Below are 23,816 nucleotides of genomic sequence, written 5' to 3' on the forward strand. Positions count from 1 at the left end.
TATTACAATAATTATAGATACCAATGGAACTTAAAAAAGATGACTCCTGTTCAATACAGAAATCATCTTCTTATGGCAGCATAGGCTTTTTATAAAATGTCCTTTACAAAGGGTACACTTTATACTTTGTTGAGGCCTTTTTGTTTAACGATATGATTTAGACTTAGAGTATCCGCTATTGGATTGTCCTTGTCCTTGACGCTTGTTGTTGCTATATCCTTGTCTTTTTTGAGAAGGAGAAGAATTATTACTTCTTCTGCCACGGTCATTATTATTGTTTCTATCATACGGCTTACGATCTCTTTTACCTGGAAGAGACTTTTCTTCCGTTAATTTAACTGGAGTTGTATCTGGTTCCTTAGTAAGCATTTTTAAGACTGCTGCAACGATAGTGGAAGCATCTTTTTGTTCTAACAATTCATCTGCAGCACTTCTATAGGATTCTAAGTTATTTTCATCGATAACTTGATTAATTTTCTCTAAAACAGCCTTTTGTTGACTTTCCATTGCTTGATCAATAGTAGGTGGAATCATTTTTTCCATTTTACGTTTTGTTGTTTTCTCTACTACTTGCAGATAAGATCTCTCGCGGTAAGTAATGAAGGTAATAGCTACCCCTTCTTTTCCGGCACGACCTGTACGACCGATACGGTGTACATAGCTTTCAGGGTCTTGTGGAATGTCAAAATTATATACATGTGTAACTCCTGAAATATCCAGTCCTCTAGCTGCCACATCTGTAGCTACAAGCACATCAATTGTTCCTTCTTTAAACTTACGTAAAACTGACATACGTTTTGCTTGACTTAAATCTCCATGAATTCCTTCTGCTGTATAACCACGTAGGTTTAAAGCTTCTGAAAGCTCATCAACACGGCGTTTTGTACGACCAAAGATAATAGCTAATTCAGGAGATTGACTATCTAATAATCTTGTAAGAATATCAAATTTCGTTTTCTCTTGTGTTTCAATATAGTACTGATCAATTAGAGAAACTGTCATCTCTTTTGCTTTTACTTTAACAACCTGAGGGTCCTTCATGAAACGCTCTGCCATTTTTCTAATTGGTGCTGGCATAGTCGCTGAGAAAAGTAATGTTTGTCTCTCTGTTGGAATCTTAGATAAAATAGACTCAATATCATCAATGAATCCCATGTTTAGCATTTCATCTGCTTCATCTAGAATCACAGTAGAAACATTATCTAAATGTAATGTTTTACGGTTAATATGATCCAATATACGACCAGGTGTCCCAACAATAATATGTGGGTTTTTCTTTAGTGCACGGATTTGTCGATTAATATCCTGACCACCAAAAATGGATAGAACTCTTGTACGCTTTCCAAATCCAATTTTATATAATTCTTCCGATACTTGAATAGCAAGTTCTCTTGTTGGTGCAATAATTATCCCTTGTATTACTTCTTTCGTAACATCAACTTTATCTACTAAAGGCACTCCAAATGCCGCTGTTTTACCAGTACCTGTTTGAGCTTGACCAATTAAGTCTTTATTTTGAAGGCTCAAAGGGATTGTCTCTGCTTGAATAGGTGTCGCCTCTTCAAACCCCATTCTTTTTAAAGATTTCATCGTAGCAGCGCTAATTCCTAAATCTTGAAATTTTACCAATATATCCAATCTCCTTCTAGTCATTAAAAATATTTACAAGCAAGAGTCTACATTCATCTCGCTATCATGTATGTACCCCATTTTTTTAATGAAACATATTAAAAGGGCAATTGTTGCCTCCCCGCCCTTTCCCCAACCAAAAATGTAGAAGACCAAATTATTTTATATAATAGTGAAAGCTATCTTGGTTCCATATACTTGCAACCCTTATTTGGAGATCGATGAGGTATATGCTTAATTTAAAATTATTTTTATATGAGATACTATTCGAGTAAATTTTTAGAGGAAATATTTCAAATGACTTCTATTTATTTTATGATAATTAGCTAACAGAAAAAATTAGCCAAATACAGAGAAACGACTTTATACTGAGCTAGCAATTCCTGTCATTCCTACTAGACTCATTTCTCTCTATTTGACCAAGTTGAACTCTTTATAAGCTTTCCACACATCTATTCTACCCAATTTACGTGTTTTATCATCATGCTTTTAAAAATAATCTTATCACTTAAAATTTCTGTTTGCAATAAATTGGTTATTCCAAAACATTGATTTTAAGCGTGTTTATTACAGTTCCCTTATTGCAAACGCTTTAAGATTCAGTAGAGTAATAAACCATAAAAATACAATTTTTTTCATGGTCTATACAGCTTATGATGAGTCTTTTAAAAAAGTTAATACTTCTGCAGTTAGAAGCTTATTGTTTTCCCCATGACAAATATGATGTTTCGAACCTTTTATATAGATAATTCAATGGTGTTGTATAAGATAACTAGTACTATTAAGTAGCAGGGGGAGAATTGAATTTGGGGGAAACTGGGTCTTATATGATAAACAAGTATCTGTTGAATGGCTATAGGAGGATGAATTTTTTATACTTAGAGCGAATCTAGAGAGTATTACTTTCATCTTATCTCTAAAGAGATCAACTACTATATTTTGACTTCTTTACCTATCTATAAAGTATTAATATAATATGCAGAAACGCAATTTACTCACCAGATAACGGGTGGGGAGATAATTCGCTATTAAGTCTCCCATGGAGAAGCCAATTAAATATATTGTTTCGTGCCACTTCTTTAATTCTTCAGCGTAATATAACCACTCCTGGTAGGTGATATCCGCTAAACAATGGGTATCTCCATGACAAGGTAAAGTAGGTACATTTCCAATTTGTAAATGCTTGAATATATTCCGCTATTAGCTTTATCTCCATAGGAGATTCAGTGAACCCATGAATACACAAGTATGCATTCATAATGATTACTCCTTTTTGTTGGCTTTTACTTTTTTTTGAATAACGTTATCTACTTTTACTTTATGCTAGTTTCTAATTTGGAGGAAATTTGATAATTAAGATTGTTAAGGTGCTCAGCCATACTAGCTACTTGAAATGAGGCTGCGGAAATTTCTTCAAATGTGTTCTTAAAATCATTTATGACCATATTAAAGCGCTCAATTCTCTCTGAAGTTTCTTCTACATTTTCTACTGTATTATCCAAAACACCCATAATCTTCTCATTTACATATTTTAAAGAACTAGCATCCTCAGAGATTCGCACATAGTGTTTTTCAAAATCGCTTATCGTTTCTTGCACCATACTAATTTGATGATGTATATTATCTAATGCTAATTGAGTTTGTGTAGCTAATTTTCTTACCTCACTTGCTACTACCGCAAACCCTTTCCCATGAACCCCTGCCCTTTGAGCTTCAATGGAAGCATTTAATGATAAGATATTTGTTTGATTAGAAATAGATCTTATTGTTTGAACAATGATACCTATTTCATCTGAACTATCTGCCAACTTTTTTGTTAAGTTTTTCGTATCTTTAATAGTCTTGGCTAAATCATCTACTTGAACTAATGATGTGGAAACCTCCTGTTTTCCGAGTTCTACTTTCTTGACCATTTCTGCTGAAACATGATTAATATTCTTTATTTCTGAAATCATATGATTAACAAGTGTTTCTTTATCGGAAATAGAGGACGTTGTTTCCTCTGCTCCTGCTGCTAAAGTTGCTGCTGATTCATCTAACTTTTCTTGCAGACTTTTAATTTCATTTAGCTTCATCATAGAAGCTGTATACGATTTAATATACGTACTAATGCCTATTTGCATATCAAAGGAACATAATTTTTGAAAAGATAAAAAAAGACTTTCCATCTTATCTGGATGTAATTCTTCCTCTTTTAATACACTATACAATTCATTTTGAATAAGTGTATAAGCCCCAATATACCATTCAGGAAAGAGTTTTATTCGATTATGTACCTGACCTATGCGAATTCTACCTTGAATGTACTTCTCGTCCACTTTTCCTTGCACCATTTCTATTAGATATTGTTCAAGTGTGACTTTTAATCGATCAATAGTAGAATGCTTGTCTATAATCTGCAACAGATGGGGAATCTCCTTCAATCTAGCATAAAAAGCCGTAACAATTCGATTTGCACTTCTTTCCATAATAGGTCTTAATTCTTTTAAGTTGGCCAAATCCGATTCTGTTAATCCTACAAACTTTGATTGAGTGTGCAATACCTCTTGTGCGCCTAATGATAGCTTAGTATCTTGATTATGATGCATAGGGTAATCGTGACTATGCTTGCTATTCCCCTTTTTACGATGTAAAAACTCAAATGGACAACCTGACATTTTACTCAACTCCCTATAATATAAGACTTTTCTACTATTTTTTAGTATATTAGATTTCCTATTAAATGAAGGGACGAATTACAGCTTGTTTGTGTCTAATTGAGGATATTTTCTTATAAATAACTTAAATGAGAATTTGAGGGAATGGAAGGTGATGCTCCCTTCCATTCGCCCTCCTATTTTTACTCCTACAAACGGAAACAAAATTCCCACCTCTTCACACACAAAAAACCTCCTAAATAAATAGAAAAAAGAAGCTCACTCTTTTCTCTACTCATTCAGAAGGTTGATATCAAGCATATATATTATTGCAACGCTTTAACTACTTCCTCTAATTTCATTCCTCTTGAAGCTTTTACTAAAACAATTGTTTCCTCATTTATAGTTGGTAATAAAGAAGCTATTAATTCCTCTTTATCAAGGAAAGCATGAATATTTGCATTCGGTAAAACGGTTTGTGCCCCTTTTGCTATCGAAGCTCCAAGCTTACCATAGGTATAGACAACATCAATTCCTTCTAGTTGTTTGCCTATTTCAACATGATATTCCTCTTCTTTTTCCCCAAGCTCAAGCATATCACCTAGCACCATGATTTTTTGCTTAAATCCAGGCAAGTTTTTCAATACGCTAATTGCTGCTAACATAGAGGTTGGGCTAGCATTGTAGGCATCATTAATAATCTTCACATCGGATTTTCCAATCAATAGTTCCATTCTCATGTTCGTCAGCTTTAAATTTTGAAATCCTTTATTCATTTCTGAGAAGGAAATCCCAAAATACTCCGCTACTAGCATAGATGCTAATGCATTAAGGATATTATGATTTCCTAAAACAGGGAGCTCAAACGTTTCTTCTGATTTATTGATGAAAAATGAACTACCCTGTTCCCGCGCTGTTATTTTAGTAGGATACAAATAGTTAAATGTACTCATTCCAAATGTTTTTTTATCTAGTTCCCTATTTTCTACCGCTTCCGTTAAAAGGGGCTCATCGCCTAAATATACAAAACGACCGTTTTCTTTTAAGCCATTTAGGATTTCTAATTTCGCTTCTGCAATTCCTTCTCTTGAGCCTAAATCTAATAAATGAGATTCCCCAATATTCGTGATCACCACAATATCTGGCTCCGCTAGTCTTGTTAAAAAGTCTATTTCACCTTTTCCACTCATCCCCATCTCTAGTACAGCAATATCTGTATCTTCCTCAAGACCTAGAACCGTCAAGGGCAAGCCTAAATGATTATTATAATTTCCTTCTGTTTTTTGCACTTTATATTTTATAGAAAGTAGACTAGTTGTCATATCTTTTGTGGAGGTTTTTCCATTGCTTCCTGTGATTCCAACTACCTTTACATCTAATTCCTTTAAATAGCTTTTCGCAAGAGATTGAATTGCTTCTAGTGAATCCTCCACAAATATAAGTGGAAGTCCCTCTGGTGGGTTTGGAACATCCTTTTGCCATAAGGCAGCTGATGCACCGCGTTTAATAGCATCTTCTACATATTGATGTCCGTCTGTTCTCTCTCCTTTAAAGGGAACAAACAATTGACCTTCATCTATCTTTCTAGAATCAATCGTTACCCCTCTAACTAATACATCATTATATTCCTTATTTATTTCTTTACTGCCAGCCATCTCTGCCACAGCAGCATATGTACGTTTAATCAATCTATGACCCTCCCTTTAGATAAGGCCGTCTTCCTTATGAAGTCCAACTATCTGTATAGTTTGTTAAAGAACCTCATACAAATAACAGCCTAGATAAAAGAAGAGGCTATAAACACTGCCTCTCCTTACTTTAGTTAAATAGAATATTTAATATTTTGCTTCTCAGCATGTCTTTCTAATGCCAAGTCAACTAGCTTATTGATTAAAGCATCATATTCAACACCAGTATGTTTCCATAATAGCGGGAACATGCTAAAAGGAGTAAAACCAGGCATTGTGTTTACTTCATTGATATAAACTTTTCCTTCTTTTGTTAAGAAGAAATCTGCACGAACTAATCCTGAGCAATCTAGTGCTTTAAATGCTTTGATTGCATCTGCTTCAATCGCACCATATTCGCTTTCTGTAATATCTGCAGGAATAATAAGTGCTGTATTTCCATCCTGATATTTCGCTTTATAATCATAGAAATCTGTTTTTGGGACAATTTCACCTGCTACAGATACTTTAGGATTATCATTCCCAAGAACTCCTACTTCTACTTCACGTGCTGTTACGCCTTCTTCGATAATTACTTTACGATCGAATTGGAATGCTTCCGCAAAAGCTTCTTCTAATTCTTCTCTCTTCGTACACTTACTAATACCAACGCTTGAGCCAAGATTAGCAGGCTTTACAAAGCATGGATAGCCAAGTTCTTTTTCCACTAAGTCATATGCAGCTTCTTTATCACTTTGCCAATCTGTTCTGATAAAAGAAGTATATTTCACTTGGTTTAAACCTGCTACCTCAAAAATATTCTTCATAATAACCTTATCCATTCCAGCAGAAGAAGCTAAAACTCCATTTCCTACATAAGGAAGGTTTAGAAGCTCTAGCAATCCTTGTACTGTACCATCTTCGCCATTAGGTCCATGCAATAATGGGAATATAACATCTAAAGAAGCATCCTCACTTGCTTGAAATAAAGTAGTAGATAGAGCATTAGATCCTAATTCAGGTAATGCTTGGAATTCTAATTCTTTTACAGTTTCTACTGGTCCCGTTAGTTGTGGTCCTCTTACCCATTCACCATTCTCCGATATGTAAATTGGGTGAATATCATATTTATCTGTATCTAATGCTTTTATCACAGCCATTGCTGTTTGCATGCTTACATTATGTTCAGCAGATTTACCGCCATATAGTAATCCAAGTTTCTTTTTCATTTTAAGTACCTCCATTTGATTAATCAGTGATGGTGTTTTCCTTACTGCTTGTTAGTCACCAATCGAGATTGTAGAAGTTAAACCAACAAGGTCTTCTTCTCTTTTTATCGTGTCATTTACACTTGTTTATTCTACCACTACCTAATCGCTTTCAAAAGAAAATTTCTGCTGATCTGCATGGATTTAATAAAAACCAAATAGTTTTGTTACATCTGTTATTTTACCTTAATTACCTTATGTTAAAAGCCCAAGAATGGAAGCTTATTTTATCAAATTAATATCACATGGCAATAGCCTTCTGTATAAGCTATGACCCTTTCTTTCTCACTCGCGTCATATTCAAGAGGAAAGCAAGTAGATCGACCTAAGGATTTATGTTTATCCAAAGAGCATTGTACTATTTCTTTGGTCCAAAAGAAAAAAATATATTGCTTTTTCATAATGAACCTGTACAAAGTCACCTTTCTTCTCTCCAATCTTACTACAATATACTTCTTTTTATTTCAAGAAATAATCTAATCATCTCTCATTACTATTCATTCTTACTCGCTTTTTTATTGGATTTAAATACCTTTGCACTTCTTACATACTCCACATCTTCTACTTTACTTCGATAATTAATCACTCGAGCAAGAGCAAAGAAATAATCAGATAATCGATTTAAATATCGCAATGGTAGTGTGGGTATTTGATCATTTGCTCTCATGAGAGTAACAACTAATCGTTCTGCTCTTCGAGTTATCGTTCTTGCTATATGAATAGTTGAAGCTGCCTCCGTTCCTCCAGGTAAGATAAATTTCTCTAAGGCAGGAGTTTCTTCCATAAAAAGATCAATTCGCTCCTCTAAGTAAAAAACAGCTTCTTCTACTAGCTTTAACGGCCTTCTTTCCGATATGCTCGCTAAGTCTCCACCACAATCAAACAATTCATGCTGAATTTTTTCAAGGTCTTCCACAAGATCTTGAAATAGTTCTTCCTTTAACTGAGCAACAGCCATGCCAACAAATGAATTTAACTCATCTACTGTTCCATATGCTTCTACACGAATATCATCCTTATCAACTCGTCCACCAATAATGCTTGTTTGCCCTTTATCTCCAGTTTTAGTATATATTCGCATCCAGATTCCTCGTTTCTCATTTAATTACTAATGTAGTCCACACCATATGACATCTACTCTTTGCGCATATGTAGAAAGATCATACTAGGAGAAATCCCTCCTGCATGTCTTCGATATTGCTTCAGATAAACACTTATAGACACCTCTTGATAACATTTTCCCAAGCAAGGTGATTGTTCCTGCAAATTCTACATAATTCCCTTGCTGTGTTGCTGCAATAAGGACACTGTCAGTAGATGTTCCTGTAGCAACAGTTACTGTTACTTTATCTTTTATCTCATAATCTCTTAAAAAAGCAGCCTTTGCTTCTGTAATGGTTATGATACTTTGAACAAAAGCTTGATCTGATAGCTCTCCATTTACAAATGCCCAAATATTAATTGTTCCAGGAGTTAATCCTGAATCATGCTCACTTGCCTTTGCAGCATCCACCGCATGTCCAATGCCTGCTGTCACCACAATAAGGGCAGATACTCCCTCTTCTTCTATAAAACGGTATGAAGCATCTTCCGTTAAAACTGCTGTCATCATTCCCACTGTAGTACTTGTCAACAGTCCTCTTTGTACTAAATATTGATCCATTTCCGCTCTATAATCATCACATTGATACGTTAAATCAATATGGCGATTAATAAAATGCTGATACCACCCCATTCCAGCACCTGTTACTCCAGAAGAAAGCGTCTTTAGAGGAAATGGAGCAATTAATTTCACATGTTCTTTACTGATTTCAAGATGATTAACATCCACCCTTGGCAGTTTTTCTTGTCCCTTTTGTGGGAGTAGAGCTATTTGAGGTGCAGATGTAGTCGGATGAAAGGTCCTTTGCATACTTGTCTGATAGACTCTCTTTATTCTTTCTTCTACTAGTACTTCAACTGGAGGTGCGTCTATCTCCAGTCTGCCTTCTTGAAGCAATAATAGTCTGTCACAATATAGACCGGCTAAATTCAAATCATGAAAGATGCATATTACAGTCAAATCTTTCTCCATCGTCCATTCTTTTAACGTATCTAATAATTCCTTTTGGTAAGATAAGTCAAGATGATTAGTAGGCTCATCTAAGAGAAGAATCTCTGGTTCCTGTGTTAGACTTTGGGCAAGATACACTCGCTGCTTCTCTCCACCCGACAGCTCATGAATAGACATATCTTGAAAATCCGCTACTCCAGTTTGCTTCATAACCTTCTCCATTACCTCATGATCTATTGAACTAATGGTTTGAAAAAGTCCTTTTTGATGAGCATATCTCCCAAGAGAAACAATTTCCTTTACACTATAAGAAAAAGACTCCTGTACATGCTGAGATAAAACAGCTATGACACTCGCTAGATCCTTTTGCTTATAATCTTGTATGTTCTTTCCTTTAACTACTATTTCTCCACTTTTCTTTTCGAGAATGCCACTAATCAATTTTATTAATGTGGTTTTTCCACTTCCATTTGGTCCAAGTATCCCTATTAATTCTCCTTTTTTCACAGAGAAAGAGATGTCTTTCAATACCTTTTTCTCTCCATATTGAAAAGATAAATGACTGACTTCAAGCATTCCTTCAGCTCCTTTTTCTTCTCTTTAGTAATAAATAGGCAAAAACAGGTGCACCAATTAGTGCAGTGATTACTCCAATTGGTAATTCTGTTGGCGAAATAATCGTACGTGCTAGCAGGTCCGCTAATATTAAAAAGCCACTACCCGTTAATACAGATATAGCTAATAAATGTTTATGATCTGGACCTATCATAATTCTGACAAAATGTGGGATAACCAACCCAACAAACCCAATTGTTCCAGAAACAGCTACTGCTGCACCTGTAATCATCGAACCTGCTAGCAAAATTATTAATTTTCTTCTTCGCACAGATACACCTAGATGTTGTGCGCGCTCTTCTCCAAAGGCAAATGCATTTAATTCTCTTCCTTGTAATAAAAGAATCATAGACCCTATTAGAAAGAAAGGTAGTATCATTTGTATATAGCTCCACCCTCTCATGGATACACTACCTAATAACCAGCCAATAATTTGACGTAATTCATTTTCTGTTAATGCAATCATTAAAGAAATAAAGGCACTTAGAAATGAACTAATAATAATACCTGTTAATATAATGGTTTCTACTCTCATAGAAGGATCCAGTTTACGAGCAAAGAAAATAACAAATAGAATAGTCATAAAGGAAAAGAGAACACTCATCAATGGTAGAGTGAAGCTCCCTAAAAAAGGTATTTGCAAATGAAAGAATAGGGTAATGACAGCTCCCAGCGAAGCACCTGAGGATACTCCAAGTGTGTATGGGTCTGCTAAAGGATTTCGAAGTAGACCTTGAAAAGCAGCTCCTGCGATGGAAAGACTTGCACCTACTAATCCTGCTAGCAAGACTCTTGGCAAACGAATATTTTGCACAATGTTAATATGCATAGTGTCTACATTAGTTAGAACAGAATCTAATCCTATATAACTAATTAAAATTTTCAACACTGATAGAATTGGAACAGAAACAGTTCCAACTGATATCCCAACAACGACAGAAACAAGGAGAAAAAAAGCGGCATATAAATAAGCCGCTTTTCTTTTATTATTTAAATACATCTGGGTAAACTGCTTCCGCAATTGCTTCGACACCTTCCACTAAACGAGGGCCTGAACGCGTAACAGTGTCAGAATCTACATCTATAATCTGATTCTCTTTTACAGCTGTTACCTCTCCCCAGCCTTCACGAGCAATAATGGCATCTGCTGGATTTGCCTCTGAATAGCTTCCATAAGTTGTAATGACAACATCCGGATTTGCAGAAATAATTGCTTCTGGATCAACTTGAATCCAACCCTCATCCGTTACTATGTTCTTTGCATTAATCGTATCTAACATTTCTTGCATGAAGGTATTCGTACCTGTTGTATAGATGCTCGGTTCTCCACTTACTTCAATGTATACTGATTTTGTATCTTCAGCAGGAATATCTGCTGCTTTTTCTTTAATATCTTCCATTCTATCCTTCATATTTGTTACTAGCTCTGATGCTTCCTGTGTTTCACCAGTAACTTGTCCAATCATATCAATACTTTCATATACATCATCAAAATTATTAGCATCATTAACGACCACTACATCTATCCCTGAGTCGCGTAACTGTTGTAGTCCATCTGTTGAGGTATTAGCACTTGAGGCATGTGCTAATACCACATCTGGATCTAGAGAAATAATTTTCTCTACATTAAATTCCATACCGCCTACTTTTTCAATATCAGCAACTTCAGCAGGATATGTATCATTATCTGTTACACCTACTAGTTCATCACCTAACCCAAGAGCAAAAACGATTTCTGTATTACTAGGAATAAGAGATACCAGTTTCTCTGGTTTATCCTCAATTACTACTTCCTCTCCAACAGCATCTGTGATGGTTAAAGGATAGCTTGCCTGTTCTGTTTGTGAAGACTCATTCTCATTACTTGGTTTTTCTTCTGTCTTCGTCTCCCCACACGCTGCTAGTACTCCTACTGCTAGCATGCTTGCTAGCAAAATAGAATAAAACTTTTTCATTCTTTTATTCTTCCTTCCTGTCATTTGATAGCAATAATTCATTGCTTCATATAAGGTGAAAAATAAAAAACATCTCTAAATTATGCATAGAGATGTTGGGAATGTCTTTAAAAATAGCTTTCAAAGCGCGCTCCACACCACCCTATCCTCGTAGGTTATTAGGTGTATAGAAAGTGGCAGGTCTCCTGACTCATGATTAGCGCAGAATCAGAACCTTCCCATACATTTGTACAGTGGTATACTCTCTGTCTGCAATCATTTACAGTGGCGGGACCGCGTTGGATTTGCACCAACTTCCCTTTTAAGAGACTGTTTTTTAGTTCATAGAGCCTTACTAAAAAAAGTCTCACCATTTTCTATCTATTTCATTTTTCTTCTTTTCGATTATACACTGTTTTATTAGAAAAAAAACACTGTTATGACAAACTTAAGTAAGGGTCTACGGGAATACTATTCCCTAAAGCTATGCCTTCTTCTGATAGAACACATGTGTAACTCAGTAATAAAACTCCTGCCTTTTCTGCGTCCTGTAAGCTTTGGGAGAAATCAGGATCAATAGAAGTAGCTCCTGTGACAATACTTACATCTTCTCGTTGAACAATAAAGAGAATAGCTCCTTTTATACTTCCATCCTTTACAATGGAGGTTAGCTCAGTAACATGCTTTGTTCCTCTTTTTGTTACCGCATCAGGGAATAGCCCTATCCCGTCTTTTCCCATTGTAACACTCTTAACCTCTAGCAGTAGTTGTTCACCAAGCTCATTCTCCAACAGAAAATCCCATCTAGAGTGACCATACGTATACTCTGATTTAACCCAATGATAGAAAGCTAGTTCTTTGATCTTATTCTGCTTTAGTACGAGCTCGACTAGCTTATTTGGGTAAGTAGTATTTATTGAAACAAACTTCCCATTCCATTCTACATATACAGCTGTCCACTTTGTCTTTCGATTAGGATTCTTACTTGGAAGGACATATATTGTCGATCCCTCTCTCAATAGTTCGATCAATCTTCCTGGATCCGCTAAATGTACTCTTTCTATTTCCTTCGTTTCATTGGAGAAACAATGAAGGATAAAGCGATTGGGTCTTTCCAAGAACGTCATTTCTATTAGCTCATCAGGAAAATTCAGCAGTAAGTTTTGTTTCATTTCATCACCAGTCATCATTTTTTATAGGATGGTAATCTGCCACTCCTTTGTTTTTTTATCAAAAGTCAGCTTTGCATCCATTTTTTGTTTACTATTTTTCTCATATTCCTCGTACATATCATCCATATTATCGAAATCTCCTAACACCCAAATCGGTATTTCTAATTTAGAACGATTTTGAGAAGCTTTTTGTAGGGATAAGACCATACCTTCACGCATAAATCGTTTTAATTCTGTAACCATCTCTAGTGGGATTACTGGATATACTCGTTTCTTTTTAATGCCTAGAAGAGCCTTTTCTGCCTTTAATTCTGAGGATTTATTAGCAATTACTTCTGAAAACAAAGTAAAGAAGGAGTCCATTCTTTTATAATATGTCTTATTAAACCAACCATCATCATGTGCTAAGTATACATATTGATTATTTAATGATTGCCAGAATGGAGTTTTAAGTGGCTCCATTTTATGTCCTAAATAGAGGAGCTCTGCTATAGGTTGTCCTTCTAGAACATCTAGTGCTTCTACTTCTTCAAAATCTATCCATACAAAGTCTCCATAACCATAATGATTGTCCTTTGAAAACTTTGCTAAACTATGATTAGGAATGTATTCGAATTGTGTATGGCTATGGAATTCCCCATCATCATATTGATGTTTTAATAATAATAGAGAAGGAAGTGTACTAAACAACACCTTATAGAACTCACTAAATTCTATTCCATATGTAAGAACAAAGCGTTCTTTCTCATTTAAATGCACATAAATCACGTCTCGAATATCCAAATTACCTTTTTTCAAAAGTAAAACCCCCAATCCCTATCTACGTTCGCCTTGCTATTTATTTGAATCATCCTATTCATTATGACTGGAAAAACTTAGTTTAAGTCTTACATGTTGTTTTGTTTATTCAGTGAAAGAATTCTACTATTCTTTATCCTTGTCCATCATCTTTATCATCATACAATTTGTTTTCTAGATTGTAACCACTTTAGTGTAACAAATAATGAGAAAAATTTCTTACATGAACTTTCTAATTGAAAAAAAAGGAAAAAACCATGTTTTTGATCAAAAACATGGTTCCGCTTGTTTCAAACTCTTAAACTTACCCTATATTTGTGTTTTTCAACAGTCTCTTGATACTATTATCGGCTTCTCTTAATACGACTGTTTTATCCACGGTCTTCATTATTTTATTCTCCATGACAATATGGCCATCTACAATAGTGGTTTCGACATCTGCTCTAGTAGCGGAATAAACAATGCGAGAGATTGGGTCCACATCATAAGAAGGAAAGGTATGAAAATTGTTCAAGTTAAGAATGGCAAGATCTGCTCTCTTTCCAACCTCTATGCTGCCTATCTCACTCTCCAAGCCAACTGCTCTTGCACCTCCGATAGTGGCCATTCTGAATACAGTTCTAGCATCCATTGCAGTTGGACCATGTATTGGCTTTTGAATGAGGGCCGCTAAGCGCATTTCATTGAACATATCTAAGTTATTATTACAAGGTGCTCCGTCTGCTCCTAAACTAACGGAGGCATGATTGCATAATAGGTGGTGGGTATCAGCAATACCTGAGGCAAGCTTTAAGTTGGAGCCAGGGCAGTGACTAACATGTACCCCCTTCTCTTGAATAATCCGTTTTTCCTCTTCATCGAGCCAAACACAATGAGCTAAGATAAGGCGATCATTTGCTAATCCAAGGTGATCCAAGTAGACGATATTCCTCATCCCAGTCTCTTCTTGGACAATTTGAATTTCCCCTTTATTCTCTGAAGCATGTGTATGGACTTTCACATCATAATAATCAGATAGCACCTTTACTTCCTTTAATAGCTCCTCAGTACAAGAAACAACAAAACGCGGAGAAAAAGCATATTGTATTCTCCTATCATCAAAACCATCCCACTTCTCCAGCAAATCCACACTTTTCTGAATAGATTCTCCCGTTTTCTCTTGTAAGGCTAGTGGAACTTCATTTCCTTTATCCATCATAACTTTTCCTGAAACTGCACGGATTCCACTTTCAGCAATGGCACGAAAAGCAAATTCCGTATGATGTACCGTCTCCATATCCACGATTGTTGTTGTTCCACTTTCAAGAAGTTCTCCAATTCCAAGCATAGCGGAATAGTAAATAGACTCTTCATCATGTGCTGCTTCTAATGGCCATATTCTTTTTCTTAGCCAATCCATTAACTCTAGGTCATCTCCTTTCCCACGAAAGAGAGTCTGGCATAAATGAATATGTGTTTGCACAAACCCAGGGATAACCGTTCGGTTGGTAGCATCTACTATTTTATCTACTCCATCAGTAGGTAAGTTTAGACCAATGTTCTTGATTATATTGTTTTCAATATATATGTCTCCTTGAATAATATCCTCCGTACCATTCATCGTAACAATTTGAGCATTTTTTATTAATAAACTTTTCAAAACCCTTCCCCCTTTAATTCCCTTATGTTTACTGACAAAATAATTAGGCAAAATAAAAAAGCTACGAAAAAATATGCTTTTACTTTCCTAAGCATATTTTTTCGTAGCAAGAAATTTACGGTTTCCTAGTAGAGACCCTTAAACCAATTATTAAGGATATACGAAAAAGCTGGTATTTCTTCATTCAGTTTTGCATGTCATATCCTTATTTTACGCTTTTATCTGCTTCATTCAAGTTAATTGTCAGAATATTTGACACACTATTTTAAAGGAGCTCTTTCATTTAGTCATTTCATTCTTTTCATAATTTACATATAATAAAACAGGACAGATATTTACGTATACCTAAAATCTTGGAAGGGAGAGTGAGAAGTATGATACAGCAAATGACAGAAAATCAAATCACACATCATATCATTCAGACAATTACAGAGAACAACAAATCTGAATTTGAAACAATTGTCGATGAATTACAACCATACGACATAGCTCAAATTTATGAAAGTCTCCCCGAAGAGCATAGGACAGGCTTTTTACTTTTACTAAAGGTAGACTTACTGGCAGACCTTTTAGAGGAATTAGAGAAAGAGGAGCAACTGGAAGTCTTAAACAAACTTGGTATGAATACAGGTAAAGTTTTAGACCTTATGGACAATGACGATCTTGCCTCTTTACTAAATGAGCTTTCTCCTGAGCATATCGAACATTTACTAGGAGAGATGAAAAAAGAGGAATCCTTGATTGTTCAAAATCTAATGAATTACCCAGATGAAACTGCTGGACGCTTAATGACGAACCGATTTGTTTGGATTCGTGATTACTACACAACAAGAGAAGCTGTGGATAAATTGAAGTCTTTTGCTGATTTTGCAGAAACATTAAGCTATCTATATGTAGTGGATCAGAAGAGAAAATTAGTTGGCGTTGTTTCCTATCGTGACCTTCTTATTGCAGAACCACAAGACAAAATCAGAGATATTATGTATGAACGTGTTATTAGTGTTACGGTTGATCAAGACCAGGAAGAAGTGGCACAAACGATTCAAAAATATGATTTCTTAGCCATTCCCGTAGTAAATGAAAATCATGTACTACTGGGGATTGTAACAATCGATGATATGATTGATGTTGTCCTTCAAGAAGCAGATGAAGATATTCAAAAATTATCAGCTACGGGAAAGGCAATAGACTTCGATACAAAAGCAACCGTTGCTGCTTATCGTAGATTGCCATGGTTAATTTTATTATTATTTATCGGTATAGTCTCTGGAAGTATTATTAGCAACTTTGAAGATGTCTTGACAAAGGTTGTTGCGCTATCTTTCTTTATGCCTATGATTTCAGGAATGACTGGTAATACAGGAACCCAATCGCTAGCAGTTGTTGTTCGTGGACTTATTTCTAATACTATAGATAAAAAGGTTGTTACAAATCTTATTATACGAGAATTGATGGTTGGATTAATCATTGGTATTACTTGTGGAGTACTCATTACTTTAATTGCCTTTTTCTGGCAAGGAGATATTATGTTAGGCCTAGTTGTTGGTCTCTCCTTAATCTGCACCCTAGTAATCGGAACACTATCTGGTACTATCATCCCTATCATTCTATACAAGTTAAAAATAGACCCTGCTGTAGCATCTGGGCCACTTATTACCACTTTAAATGATATTTTTTCACTCTTTATTTATTTTGGTATAGCTCAAGCATTTCTTACACATCTAATGTAATACGATAGAAGCGCGCATTAAACAAAAGAAAAATTTAATTCGCGCTTCTTTTTTCATGCTCTTAATCCCACTTTGTAATAATAACCTCTCTTTCCCACAGCCTCTAAGTAACATAAAGCTACTAATAAAGGAAACCAAATACTATCAACATTCGTCTATATAGATAAGAATATTTTTTTATAGGGGAATGAAAAATGCGATTAAAACATGGATTTTCAGAAAGGTTTGATTGGACACTTTGTTTACTTCTCATCCTTTTTTGTTTAATAAGCTGTATTTCTATCTATAATACACAACCACAAGGAACAAACTATTTAGGATCACAGATTCAATGGTATGTTATTGCCTCCATTGCTATAGCTATCATTATGTATTTTGATAAAGAGCAAATTCAGAAAATAACCTGGATATTTTATGGATTCTTTCTCTTCTTACTTATCGGGTTACTTGTTTTACCAGTAAGTGATTTTACTCCCAGAATAAATGGAGCTAAAAGCTGGTATGTTATTCCTATGGCCGGAAGCGTCCAGCCTTCTGAATATATGAAGGTGTTCTATATCCTAGCACTATCCATTATTATACAAAAGCATCATGAAAAAACTGTTTATCAAACAATAAAAACAGATTGGATTCTATTAGGTAAACTAGGACTTGTAGCTGGTATCCCCATTATGCTCGTGATCGCTCAAGATTTTGGTACTACCCTTGTATTAATGGCTATTTTGGTTGGATTAATCTTAGTTTCCGGCATATCATGGAAGATTATCATTCCTCTCTATGGAATAGCAGCTGCCTTTGGTTCCTTAATGCTTTACTTAGCTGTTTATGGTAGAGAATTTTTGGAGAAGTATTTTGGAATAGAAGCATATAAATTTGCCCGTGTAACTTCATGGCTTAATCCAGAAGATGCAGGAGATTCGGGACTTCAATTATTAAAATCCATGCGAGCAATTGGTTCAGGACTTGTTTCAGGAAAAGGCTTTGGTCAGGAAGAAGTCTATATACCAGAAAGACATACTGACTTTATCTTTACTATTATAGGAGAAGAATATGGTTTTATCGGTGGTTCTATTGTTATCGTCTTATATTTTATTTTAATTTCCCACCTTGTACGAACAGCCTTTAAAACGGCAGACCCTTATAGTACCTATATATCAGTAGGAGTAATCAGCATGATTACTTTCCACGTTTTTGAAAACATAGGTATGACTATACAACTTTTGCCAATAACAGGAATCCCGCTTCCTTTTATTAGCTATGGTGGCAGTTCACTCATGACCAATATGATGGCAATGGGGCTGATATTTAGTATTCGCTATCATCATAAATCTTATATGTTCTCATCTAATTCTTTTTCCTTTTAAGGAGCATTAAAAAATATAGGAAGGGTTCTAATATTTGTCATTTTTATGAATTCTCCTCTTTATGTGTTTCATTCCAATATTTAATAGGGTATATATTTAATTAGGCTACAAAAAATAGTTAAGTAGTAGATCACAATTTTTGGACATCCTTTTAAAATTGAAATAAAACTTAAATTAAAATAATTATAAATAAGTATTGATTTTAAATTAAAACTTGTTATAATTAATATATAATCAGTCGAAGGGAGTTTGTTATAATGGGATTACAAACTAAAGTAGAATTACAACAGGAATTAAATGTACAAATTGCTAACTGGAGTGTACTATACACGAAGCTTCACCAACATCATTGGTATGTTAAAGGACCTTTTTTCTTCACATTACATGAAAAATTTGAAGAACTATATGATGAAGCAGCAGAAGCAGTAGATGAGATTGCAGAGCGCTTGCTTGCTATTGGAGGAAAACCGGTTTCTACTCTTAAAGAGTTTATGGAAACATCAACCCTAACAGAAACCACGGAAAAATTAACTGCGAATGAAATGGTTAAATCTTTAGTAGAAGATTACAGTCATATTAATACACAATTAAAAGAGCTGGCTGATCATGCTGATGAAAAAGGCGATGTTATTACAAATGATTTAGCAGTTGGGCTTATCGGTAAAATCGAGAAACATTTATGGATGCTAACAGCGTATCTTTCTGAATAAAGAACAAGGTAAACCCCCATAGCTTAAGCTATGGGGGTTTACCTTGTTCTCATCTATTTTGTGTTGGAACAATCATTGTTATATAGCGAGGTAAGACTTTTAAAGTACTTGGTGTTTGAGTATACACCTCTCCGTCCATATCCACAGCAACTTCCTCTTTTGTTTCAATTTGAATATCTTTCCCTTGAAAATACAGTATTTCCTCTTTAATCGCTGCATCTGCATTCTCATTTTTCAATGCAATCATTCCCTTCATTAATTTGAAGTTTGCGTTTTTAATAATAAATACATCTAAAAGCCCATCATTCCACTGTATGGTTGAGAACGGCAAATTATAAGAAGCAATAGAGTTACCATTTGAAATTAACACCATTACAGCCTCTCCACTCCAGTTTTCCCCGTCTGTAGTAATCGTCATCTCTATCGGTTTTTGACTCTGAATAGTTCTTAATGCATTTAAAAAGTAACTGGCTTTTCCAAGCTTATTTTTCTCTTCTGTACTCATGCTGGTAGCTGCTTCTGCCACCAACCCAATTCCCCAGAAATTAAGAAAGTACACATCTTCTCCTACTTGAACTAAATCAACCATTTCTTCTTTTCCATTGACGATCTCTTCAACCGCTAGCTGTATATTTTGAGATATGTTGAGAACTCGAGTGAAATCATTGCAAGTTCCTCCAGGTAAGATAGCAAGTACTGGTCTTTTTTCTAACTTAGCAAGACCATTTATACATTCATGAATGGTTCCATCTCCTCCCAAAACAATAACAATCTCGAAACTTCCTCCTAACTCTTCACATAGCTCTTTTGCATGCTTTGGTCTTAAACATTTCTGAACCATGATGGTATCTATACTTTCTGCTAATACCGGTAAGCAAATACTTAGAAGCTGACTACTTTCCTTCTGTCCTGCATTACCATTATAAATAAATAATGCGCTATTATATTTCATTCATAAACATCCCCAATAGCCTTTTTTCTCTATATACCCACATAGTATGGGTATATCAAACGTTCATGAACTACTTTTTAATAATCCATTTACAGAAACTTTTACTCCCCTGCTCTATAAGCTTTAAGAAAACATCCTTTGATTTATAAAAAGTATAAAAAAGGAAAAAGTAATAATAAATGAAAGCTAGGAGGATAAACATGAAGAAGCAGTTTGTGGTAATAGGGCTTGGTAATTTTGGTGGTAGCTTGGTAGAAGAATTCTATAAAATGGGTGCAGATGTCTTGGCAATAGATCAATATAAAGAAAGAGCAGATAGGTATCAAAAATTAGCAACCTTTAGTATACAAATGGCTCCTATTACAGAAGCAGCATTAACACAAGTGGGAATAAGAAATTTTGATCATGCCTTTGTTTCTATGGGAGAAGATGTGGAATCTAGTATACTAACAACCATGCTACTAAAAGAAATGGGAATGAAAAAGGTTTGGGTGAAAGCAGCAGATATCTATCATAAAAGAGTTCTTGAAAAAATTGGAGCAGATCGTGTTATTCATCCAGAGCAAGATATGGCAAAAAGAATTGCCCATCATGTTTTCTCCAAAACGATGATTGACTATATTCATTTATCAAAGGAACATGGAATTGTAGAAATAATTGCTTCTCCTAAAATTAACAATCGATCTATTTTAGATTTAGATGTGCGCGCAAATTTTGGATGTACTATTATTGGTATTTTGCGCAATGGAAATACTATAGTCTCTCCTTCTGCAAATGAAATAATCTATGAAGGAGATGTGCTTATTGTCATTGGTAGCAATAAGTGCTTATTTAAATTCGAGGAAAAAATATCTAGTTAACATCCACTTTCTCGATAATAACTTACTATCTAAATTCTCTTTCACTAGAATTTAAAACGTTTAACCCTTTCACTTACGGGTATTAGATGTATAAATTCGAACAAGGAGTGAAGGATATGAATTATTATTGGAATTGGAACTCATTTTGGGATAATCTCCCTAGTTTTCTTCTAGCGGTCGTTGTTTTAATAATAGGCTGGATAGTTGCAAAGGTTATCGAAAAAGCCAGTTATAAGGGACTGCAAAAAACGAACCTTGATAACAAAATTTTTCACGAAAACAAACCTAAGAAATACTCTTCTGAGAAAGTAATAAGTAAGATCATTTACTACCTGTTACTTGTTTTCGTATTTACTCTATTCTTTAATATTTTAAATTTAACGGTTATTACCTCTCCACTAGTTGCTATGCTTTCTTCTATTTTTGGAGCTGTACCAAATATTTTAAAAGCAGCACTTATCTTACTTTGTGCATGGTTAGTTGCTTCCGGATTAAAATATCTTATTAAAAAAACTGGTACTACTTTAAAAGTACAAGAGAAATTGTCAAAATGGAAATTAGCTGATTATACAGCACAACAACCAAAAATAATGGATAGTATAGCTAATATTGCTTTTTATCTAGTACTGTTATTATTCTTACCAGCTGTTTTAGATGCTTTAAATTTATATGGTGTATCAGAGCCTTTCGCAAATATGATTCAAAGCATTCTAGCATTTTTACCTAAGCTTTTAGCAGCAGCTTTAATCGTACTTGTAGGTTGGTTAGTAGCTAAGATTGTTCGTACAATCGTTACAAGCTTCCTAGAAAGCATCGGTACAGAAAGACTAGCTACTCGTATCGGTATGAAGAAATTACTAGAAAATATTACTTTATCTTCTGTAATAGGGAACGTTATCTTTATTTTCATTCTCATCCCTACTATTATTTCTGCATTAGAGAAATTAGATTTAGAAGGAATATCAACACCTGCTATCGGGATGCTTAATGATGTTCTTACAATGATTCCTAATATTGCAGTTGGTATCTTCCTAATAGTTGTCGGAGTATGGCTTGGTAGATGGGTTAAAAACGTAATTATCTCCTTGTTAGTGAAGCTAGGCTTAGATTCTTATGTACAGAAAATGGGGATTAACGTTAGCAATAGCATCTCCAATATTATTGGTTCTATTGCTCAGATTCTAATCGTCTTCTTATTAACGGTACAAGCTTTAAATCTTGTCGGCTTACAGTTCTTTGTAACGTTATCAACTGCTGTTGTTGCCTATATTCCAATGGTTATTGCCGCTATCCTTATTCTTGGTGTAGGAATCTGGATTGGTTATATGGTTCAAAAGCTATTAAGTGGTATTCTACAAGGTGCTCACTTTAAATTACTTCCTTCCATTGCGAAATATGCTATTATCACACTAAGTGTCTTTATGGCTCTTGATCAATTAAATATTGCATCTTCTATTGTAAATGCAGCATTTATCTTAATCCTTGGTGGACTCGCGTTAGCGTTTGGTTTAGCATTCGGACTTGGTGGGAAAGAGTTTGCTCAAAAACGTCTAGCAAAATTAGATACGAAAATTGAAGAAACTTCTGTTCAAAAACCTAATAATACAAATAATTAAACGAAAAAACCTGATTAACAATACGTTGATCAGGTTTTTTGCTTTATTTTTAAGTTCTCTGTTGTTATGAAACCAATTTCATAGTTTACTCTATAAGAGGGGCATCATTCAGCGTGATATTTCTTTTGGATATAGCGTTATGGATATGCTCTTTTTTATGGCAAATCTGTATCTAGTAATTCTAGACCATCCACCATTTTTGAAAGTGGTACAATATCAGCTTCTTTCTGATAAACAGGAATGTATTCTTTTAATACACTAACAACTGCAGGACCCGAAACTCCTACATGCCCAATTGCAATAGATTCTTCTTTTTTATCTAAGCTCTTTGCTAGTCTATTTGCCTGTTTAGAAATATGTTGCGAAGTATAAATATGGTCAAAGAACAAATCATTTTCTAGATATGGAACTTGTAGTTCTTCTGCGATATCTTTTATTACACTTTTACTTGTTGTTTTGCTATCTAAATAAAAGAGATTATTCTTTTGACATTCTTCTAGTATAATCCTCATCACTCGTTCATCTTCAGTTGCTTTAGAGCCCATATGATGATTCATTCCTACTGCATAAGGTATACTTTTAATAGCATTTTGTACTCTATCTCTGATTTCCTTATCAGATAAGTCTGTTGTAATGGCCCCTGGACCAAGCCAGCTCTTCTTTCCTTTTTTAGGCTCCATCGGCATATGAATGATAACTTCATGACCCTTTTTATGTGCTGCAATAGCGTCCTCTTTACTTGTTGGGAGGAAGGGCATAATAGCAACTGTAATGGGGACAGGTAGGTTCAGCATATCCTCTGTTCCTTTCATGTTGTTACCGAAATCATCAATAACAATGGCTAATTCATTTCTTTCATGCTGCTTCATTGATCCATCTTCTTTAGCAAAAACATTCCATTGATGAGATAATAAAAATACGAGCAAGCACAGCACAATCTTCATACTAACTCCCCTTTTTTATCATTAGTATCTTCTTTAGAATGCCTTTACATACAAGGGTATGAAAAAGAAAATGATGCCTTTATAAAATAAGGCACCAGTCTATAGAGAACCCCCACAAAGGGTAATGTTGTGTATCTAAACGACCCACAGAATAGGGAAAATCAACCTACTTCATTATCAGAAAAACAACCATCATAAGCTTGCAAGTTACATTTCAGCTTTCGATTTC

General features: G+C 34.9%; 19 protein-coding genes and 2 riboswitches. Of the genes, 6 read left to right on the plus strand and 13 right to left on the minus strand.

The genetic code is table 11. The features are described from left to right. A partial coding sequence (locus tag F9279_RS11290) for an IS3 family transposase (RefSeq protein ID WP_152113033.1) occupies window positions 1-84 on the plus strand: 84 nt, incomplete at its 5' end. Between the two features lie 60 nt (window positions 85-144). Here F9279_RS11290 and F9279_RS11295 read toward each other — a convergent pair. The 11 genes from F9279_RS11295 to F9279_RS11345 all read right to left on the minus strand — a co-directional run bounded on the left by F9279_RS11295 (window position 145) and on the right by F9279_RS11345 (window position 15,411). Further along, complete coding sequence (locus F9279_RS11295) at window positions 145-1,629, minus strand: DEAD/DEAH box helicase (protein ID WP_152113045.1); 1,485 nt, start codon at window positions 1,627-1,629, stop codon at window positions 145-147. A gap of 1,313 nt (window positions 1,630-2,942) precedes the next feature. Next, window positions 2,943-4,286 carry a globin-coupled sensor protein gene (locus F9279_RS11300; RefSeq protein WP_152113047.1) on the minus strand — a complete coding sequence of 448 codons (1,344 nt, stop codon included), beginning with the start codon at window positions 4,284-4,286 and terminating at the stop codon, window positions 2,943-2,945. 305 nt (window positions 4,287-4,591) lie between these two features. Further along, entirely contained in the window at window positions 4,592-5,953 is a 1,362-nt protein-coding gene (locus F9279_RS11305; RefSeq protein ID WP_319020759.1) for a UDP-N-acetylmuramoyl-tripeptide--D-alanyl-D-alanine ligase, read from the minus strand. Between the two features lie 134 nt (window positions 5,954-6,087). Further along, window positions 6,088-7,161 (minus strand): D-alanine--D-alanine ligase, encoded by a 1,074-nt coding sequence (locus F9279_RS11310; RefSeq protein ID WP_152113050.1) that lies wholly within the window; start codon window positions 7,159-7,161, stop codon window positions 6,088-6,090. Window positions 7,162-7,693: 532 nt separating this feature from the next. Continuing rightward, complete coding sequence (locus F9279_RS11315; RefSeq protein WP_152113052.1) at window positions 7,694-8,281, minus strand: cob(I)yrinic acid a,c-diamide adenosyltransferase; 588 nt, start codon at window positions 8,279-8,281, stop codon at window positions 7,694-7,696. 84 nt (window positions 8,282-8,365) lie between these two features. Next, window positions 8,366-9,829: a heme ABC transporter ATP-binding protein gene (locus F9279_RS11320; RefSeq protein ID WP_152113054.1), complete on the minus strand. Its 1,464-nt coding sequence runs from the start codon at window positions 9,827-9,829 to the stop codon at window positions 8,366-8,368. A 4-nt stretch (window positions 9,830-9,833) separates the two neighbouring features. Beyond that, window positions 9,834-10,868 (minus strand): FecCD family ABC transporter permease, encoded by a 1,035-nt coding sequence (locus tag F9279_RS11325; RefSeq protein WP_193224546.1) that lies wholly within the window; start codon window positions 10,866-10,868, stop codon window positions 9,834-9,836. Then, window positions 10,855-11,823 carry an ABC transporter substrate-binding protein gene (locus F9279_RS11330; protein WP_152113058.1) on the minus strand — a complete coding sequence of 323 codons (969 nt, stop codon included), beginning with the start codon at window positions 11,821-11,823 and terminating at the stop codon, window positions 10,855-10,857. The genes F9279_RS11325 and F9279_RS11330 overlap by 14 nt, the downstream gene beginning before the upstream one ends. Before the next feature lie 157 nt (window positions 11,824-11,980). After that, window positions 11,981-12,189, minus strand: a riboswitch (cobalamin riboswitch). A 50-nt stretch (window positions 12,190-12,239) separates the two neighbouring features. Further along, window positions 12,240-12,992, minus strand: a complete 753-nt coding sequence (sfsA, locus tag F9279_RS11335) for a DNA/RNA nuclease SfsA (RefSeq protein ID WP_226793448.1) — start codon at window positions 12,990-12,992, stop codon at window positions 12,240-12,242. A gap of 3 nt (window positions 12,993-12,995) precedes the next feature. Further along, window positions 12,996-13,772 carry a hypothetical protein gene (locus F9279_RS11340; RefSeq protein ID WP_152113062.1) on the minus strand — a complete coding sequence of 259 codons (777 nt, stop codon included), beginning with the start codon at window positions 13,770-13,772 and terminating at the stop codon, window positions 12,996-12,998. 304 nt (window positions 13,773-14,076) lie between these two features. Next, window positions 14,077-15,411: a 5'-deoxyadenosine deaminase gene (locus F9279_RS11345; RefSeq protein ID WP_152113064.1), complete on the minus strand. Its 1,335-nt coding sequence runs from the start codon at window positions 15,409-15,411 to the stop codon at window positions 14,077-14,079. A gap of 84 nt (window positions 15,412-15,495) precedes the next feature. Beyond that, window positions 15,496-15,595, minus strand: a riboswitch (purine riboswitch). 190 nt (window positions 15,596-15,785) lie between these two features. On the opposite strand from F9279_RS11345, the gene mgtE reads away from it, so the two are divergent. The 3 genes from mgtE (at window position 15,786) to F9279_RS11360 (ending at window position 19,215) form a co-directional block, all read left to right on the plus strand. Beyond that, window positions 15,786-17,141, plus strand: a complete 1,356-nt coding sequence (gene mgtE / locus F9279_RS11350) for a magnesium transporter (protein ID WP_152113066.1) — start codon at window positions 15,786-15,788, stop codon at window positions 17,139-17,141. Window positions 17,142-17,335: 194 nt separating this feature from the next. Further along, entirely contained in the window at window positions 17,336-18,505 is a 1,170-nt protein-coding gene (locus F9279_RS11355) for an FtsW/RodA/SpoVE family cell cycle protein (RefSeq protein ID WP_152113068.1), read from the plus strand. Window positions 18,506-18,762: 257 nt separating this feature from the next. Next, window positions 18,763-19,215, plus strand: a complete 453-nt coding sequence (locus tag F9279_RS11360; RefSeq protein WP_152113070.1) for a Dps family protein — start codon at window positions 18,763-18,765, stop codon at window positions 19,213-19,215. A gap of 49 nt (window positions 19,216-19,264) precedes the next feature. On the opposite strand, the gene F9279_RS11365 is transcribed toward F9279_RS11360, so the two are convergent. Then, a complete protein-coding gene (locus F9279_RS11365) occupies window positions 19,265-20,167 on the minus strand; it encodes a diacylglycerol/lipid kinase family protein (RefSeq protein WP_152113072.1) in 903 nt (300 codons plus the stop codon). 200 nt (window positions 20,168-20,367) lie between these two features. Between F9279_RS11365 and F9279_RS11370 the strand changes: the two genes are divergently transcribed. Further along, window positions 20,368-21,027: a potassium channel family protein gene (locus F9279_RS11370; RefSeq protein ID WP_152113074.1), complete on the plus strand. Its 660-nt coding sequence runs from the start codon at window positions 20,368-20,370 to the stop codon at window positions 21,025-21,027. Between the two features lie 116 nt (window positions 21,028-21,143). Further along, entirely contained in the window at window positions 21,144-22,643 is a 1,500-nt protein-coding gene (locus tag F9279_RS11375; RefSeq protein WP_152113076.1) for a mechanosensitive ion channel, read from the plus strand. Window positions 22,644-22,798: 155 nt separating this feature from the next. Here F9279_RS11375 and F9279_RS11380 read toward each other — a convergent pair whose 3' ends face one another. Further along, window positions 22,799-23,587: a divergent polysaccharide deacetylase family protein gene (locus tag F9279_RS11380; protein WP_152113078.1), complete on the minus strand. Its 789-nt coding sequence runs from the start codon at window positions 23,585-23,587 to the stop codon at window positions 22,799-22,801. Window positions 23,588-23,816: the final 229 nt, after the last annotated feature.

It is taken from the genome of Bacillus sp. B1-b2, assembly GCF_009183415.1.
GTDB lineage: Bacteria > Bacillota > Bacilli > Bacillales > Cytobacillaceae > Niallia.